The following is a 1,340-nucleotide window of genomic DNA, read 5'->3' as shown; positions in this document are numbered from 1 at the left end:
CAAGGCCAGCGATGAAGATATAAAAAAGAGGCCGCCGCGAGGCGATGCCGAGAAGTTCTTAAAAGAGATGTCAATGTAGCGTAGCGGTGGTAATGAAGTACTATTCAAGTACAGAGTACCCTGCTTTATTTTAAAGACGGTGTCTAACAGACACAAAAAAAGAAGACCATTTTTAACATGGTTAAGAACTGGTCAGAATCAATACAGAACATTTTACAATGGAGAGTTTGATCCTGGCTCAGGATGAACGCTAGCGGCAGGCCTAATACATGCAAGTCGAACGATATCAAGGGGCTTGCTCCTTGAGAAAGTGGCGCACGGGTGCGTAACGCGTATGCAACCTACCTTCATCTGGGGGATAGCCCGGAGAAATCCGGATTAATACCGCATAAAATCACAGTACGGCATTGTACAATGATCAAACATTCATGGGATGAGGATGGGCATGCGTGTCATTAGCTAGTTGGCGGGGTAACGGCCCACCAAGGCGACGATGACTAGGGGATCTGAGAGGATGGCCCCCCACACTGGTACTGAGACACGGACCAGACTCCTACGGGAGGCAGCAGTAAGGAATATTGGTCAATGGAGGCAACTCTGAACCAGCCATGCCGCGTGCAGGAAGACTGCCCTATGGGTTGTAAACTGCTTTTATCCGGGAATAAACCTATCTACGTGTAGATAGCTGAATGTACCGGAAGAATAAGGATCGGCTAACTCCGTGCCAGCAGCCGCGGTAATACGGAGGATCCAAGCGTTATCCGGATTTATTGGGTTTAAAGGGTGCGTAGGCGGCCTGTTAAGTCAGGGGTGAAAGACGGTAGCTCAACTATCGCAGTGCCCTTGATACTGACGGGCTTGAATAGACTAGAGGTAGGCGGAATGAGACAAGTAGCGGTGAAATGCATAGATATGTCTCAGAACACCGATTGCGAAGGCAGCTTACTATGGTCTGATTGACGCTGAGGCACGAAAGCGTGGGGATCAAACAGGATTAGATACCCTGGTAGTCCACGCCCTAAACGATGAACACTCGCTGTTGGCGATACACAGTCAGCGGCTAAGCGAAAGCGTTAAGTGTTCCACCTGGGGAGTACGGTCGCAAGATTGAAACTCAAAGGAATTGACGGGGGCCCGCACAAGCGGAGGAGCATGTGGTTTAATTCGATGATACGCGAGGAACCTTACCCGGGCTTGAAAGTTAGTGAAGGTAGCAGAGATGCTACCGTCCGCAAGGACACGAAACTAGGTGCTGCATGGCTGTCGTCAGCTCGTGCCGTGAGGTGTTGGGTTAAGTCCCGCAACGAGCGCAACCCCTATGTTTAGTTGCCAGCACGTCA

General features: G+C 50.2%; 1 rRNA gene. It reads left to right on the top strand.

What is annotated here, in order from left to right:
- Positions 1–215: 215 nt before the first annotated feature.
- Positions 216–1,340: ribosomal RNA gene (locus tag DHW03_RS19120) — 16S ribosomal RNA — on the top strand; the annotation flags it as partial.

This window comes from Pedobacter yonginensis, from assembly GCF_003173595.1.
In the GTDB taxonomy this organism is placed as follows: domain Bacteria; phylum Bacteroidota; class Bacteroidia; order Sphingobacteriales; family Sphingobacteriaceae; genus Pedobacter; species Pedobacter yonginense.
Note: the sequence above shows the minus strand (reverse complement) of the source record. Positions and strands in the feature narration are given on the sequence as shown.